Annotated in this window: 4 protein-coding genes; 3 read left to right on the top strand and 1 reads right to left on the bottom strand. The window is 67.0% G+C overall.

Annotated elements, in window-relative coordinates:
* The coding region (rplM, locus tag AC1D15_RS24295) for a 50S ribosomal protein L13 (protein ID WP_477827986.1) at positions 1-217 on the bottom strand (217 nt) is incomplete at its 3' end.
* Positions 218-485: 268 nt separating this feature from the next.
* Between rplM and AC1D15_RS24290 the strand changes: the two genes are divergently transcribed.
* The 3 genes from AC1D15_RS24290 to AC1D15_RS24280 all read left to right on the top strand — a co-directional run.
* A complete protein-coding gene (locus AC1D15_RS24290; protein WP_047506378.1) occupies positions 486-1,196 on the top strand; it encodes a GNAT family N-acetyltransferase in 711 nt (236 codons plus the stop codon).
* Positions 1,197-1,356: 160 nt separating this feature from the next.
* The gene (locus AC1D15_RS24285) at positions 1,357-2,175 is read left to right on the top strand and encodes a DUF2726 domain-containing protein (RefSeq protein ID WP_477827985.1); all 819 of its coding nucleotides are present in this window, start codon (positions 1,357-1,359) and stop codon (positions 2,173-2,175) included.
* Between the two features lie 42 nt (positions 2,176-2,217).
* Positions 2,218-3,096 (top strand): serine/threonine protein kinase (locus tag AC1D15_RS24280; protein ID WP_477827984.1); only part of this gene is annotated, 879 nt, incomplete at its 3' end.

Here is a 3,096-nt window from a genome sequence, read left to right as displayed (position 1 = left end):
CCTTGTCGGTGGCCTTGTTGCCCGTGACGCGGATCTTGTCTGCGTTGACGACGACGATGAAATCTCCGGTGTCGACGTGAGGCGTGTAAATGGCCTTGTGCTTGCCGCGCAAACGGAGTGCCACTTCGCTGGCAACACGTCCGAGCACCTTGTCGGTGGCGTCAATCACAAACCACTCGTGCGTCACTTCGGCCGGCTTGGCGCTGAAGGTCTTCATGAGGTTCTTTCAATGAGCCGGCCGCGACATGCGGCCAGCAGGTTAAGGCCCTGCTGAAATTTCATTGCTGAAATCTCACGGCCATCGGTGCTGCTTGTTCAGGCAGCCTCTCAGGCGCGCTTCTCTTGCGTATTCCCCCCGGGCCACGGCGGAAAAGCCTTCGAGTGTAGCTGATCAAGGGTAACGCTGGCTAGAGGGGCCGCCTTGTTGGCGCCGCTCGCAAGGGGATGCCTGAACCGGTACACTAGGGTTTCTACCGAGTCATCCCATGAGCAGTACCACCGCCACCCCCGAACGTTCGTCGCCACTGGCGTCGAACCACGGCTCAGCGCCGGAGGCGCCGCGTTTCAGCTGGGTGCCGATCCGCTCGATGTCCGAGCGTCATCGGGAGCGCATTTCTACACACTTGCTGGCACTTAACGAAAGTGACCGCTATCTTCGATTCGGCTATCCGGCGACGGATGCCCAGATCGAGCGCTACGTCGCGTCGCTGAACTTCGAGCGCGATGAGCTGTTCGGCATCTTCAACCGGCGCCTCGAACTCATCGCGCTGGCCCACCTGGCCTACGTGCCGGTGAGCCACCCCGAAGACGCGGCGATGGCCGAGTTCGGCGTTTCCGTGGCCGGCCATGCGCGCGGCCGCGGCTACGGGGCACGGCTGTTCGAACGCGCCGTGCTGCAGGCGCGCAACCGCGGCTGCGACCGCCTGTTCATCCACGCGCTCAGCGAAAACACCGCGATGCTGAAGATCGCCCGCCGCGCCGGTGCGTTGGTCGAGCGCGACGGTTCGGAGTCGGAAGCCTGGCTGAAGCTGCCGCCCGACAGCCTCGCATCGCAGATGGGCCAGCTGATGGAGCGCCATGCGGCCGAGCTGAACTACCAGTTCAAGCGCCATGCACAGCGCATGAGCGACCTGCTCGACACCGTCACGGAAGTGAAGGCCCACGTGAGCAGCACACGACGCGTCGCCTCGGAATAAGCGACGAAATCCGTTTTCAGACACCAATCTGACAACTGTACGGCCCCGATGTGGGGGATGCGCCTGCTGAGGCCGACCGCTAGGATGCCTTCGGTTCGTCGCTCGACGGGTGCCTTTCGGCCCCGGTCCGATGGACCCCATCCAAGTCTGTGTCCTGATCATGCAAGTCCTGCCCTGGATCGCCGCATTGGCAGTCACCACGCTGCTGGCCCTCGCGCTCCTCGTGCTGCTGTGGCGCGGTCGCAAGCCGCCCCAACCGAAGCCGCTCCCCACCGAGTGGTCACTCACTGCCCGCCCCGTCTTCAGCACCGACGAGCGCCGCATCTATCGCCTGCTGCGTGAGGCGCTGCCGCACCACATCGTGCTGTCGAAGCTGCCGCTGGTGCGCTTCTGCCAGCCGAACGACCCCTCCGAAGTCCGCTTCTGGTTCGACCTGCTCGGCTCCAACCATGTGACCTTCGCGGTCTGCAGCGCGAACGGGCGCGTGCTCGCCGCGATCGACCTGGATGTCGAGCGCGGCGGTTCGCGCCGGCTGCAGCAGATCAAGCAATCGGTGCTGGCCGCCTGCCGCGTGCGCTACCTGCGCTGCTCGACCGACCACCTGCCGTCGATCGCCGAACTGCAGCTGCTGGTGCCGCACAGCGGGGCCGCGTCACGCGCACCGCAGCCCGCGCCGACGCACACGCTGCACGAAGCGCGCGACACGCTGGCCACCACCGTCGCGACCAAGCGCGCCGAGCGCACCGCGCTGTGGAGTGATTCGACGCTGTTCCAGGACTCCTTCTTCTCGCCCGACAGCCGGCTCGATGCGTTCGCGAGCAGCGAGTTCTCGGGGCTCGGCGACCGCAACGGCAAGGCCGCCCCGCGGCAGGGCCCCGCCTTCGCCACCACCAACCCCGGTGGCGACAGCACCTTGGGCGACGACGTCGGCGGTGTCGTCGTCGACCCGCCGCACTACGCGTCGAGCACGCGGCACTGAACGATTCGCGGCAACAACGCGGCTGCCGCTTACGATGCGGGCATGTCATCCGCCTCGCCGATTGAAACCCCCTACGCCGGCCTGACGCCGGAAGTCGTCCTCGACGCCCTCGATTCGGTCGGCCTGCGCGGCGACGGCCGGCTGATCCAGCTGAACTCCTACGAGAACCGCGTCTTCCAGGTCTTCCTCGAAGACAAGCGCGTCGTGGWCGCGAAGTTCTACCGGCCCGGACGCTGGAGCGACGCGCAGATCCTCGAAGAGCACGCGTTCGCCAACGAACTCGCCGAGGCCGAGATCCCGATCGTCAGCCCCTGGTCGCTGACCAGCGAGCAGAGCGGCGTCACCTCGACGCTGTGCCACTTCACCGGCGGCTCGGACCCGCACCGCTTCGCGATCACCGAGCGCCGCTCGGGCCGCGCGCCCGAGCTGGAGGATGAAGCCACGATGGAGTGGATCGGCCGCTTCGTCGGCCGCATGCACATGGTCGGCGCGACATCGCGTTTCGAGCACCGACTCACCCTCGACATCGCGACCTACGGCTCAGGCCCGCTCGACTGGCTGCTCGCCGGCGACATCATCCCGCCCGATGCGAAGCCCGGCTGGGAGCGCGCGGCGCGCGATGCGCTGGCCGAGATTGCCGCCTGCTTCGACGCCGTCGGCAGCACCCGCACGATCCGCCTGCATGGCGACTGCCACGCCGGCAACGTGCTGTGGACCGAGGCCGGCCCGCACTTCGTCGACCTCGACGATGCCTTGTCCGGCCCGGCGGTGCAGGACCTGTGGATGCTGCTGTCGGGCGAGCGCAGCGTCGCGACCCGCCAGCTGCATGCGCTGCTGACCGGCTACGAGGACTTCATGGAGTTCGACTGGCGCGAGCTCCGCCTGATCGAAGCCTTCCGCACGCAGCGGATGATCCACTAC

Source organism: Rhizobacter sp. P2_H2, assembly GCF_056403375.1.
This window is presented reverse-complemented; position numbering and strand designations above follow the sequence as displayed.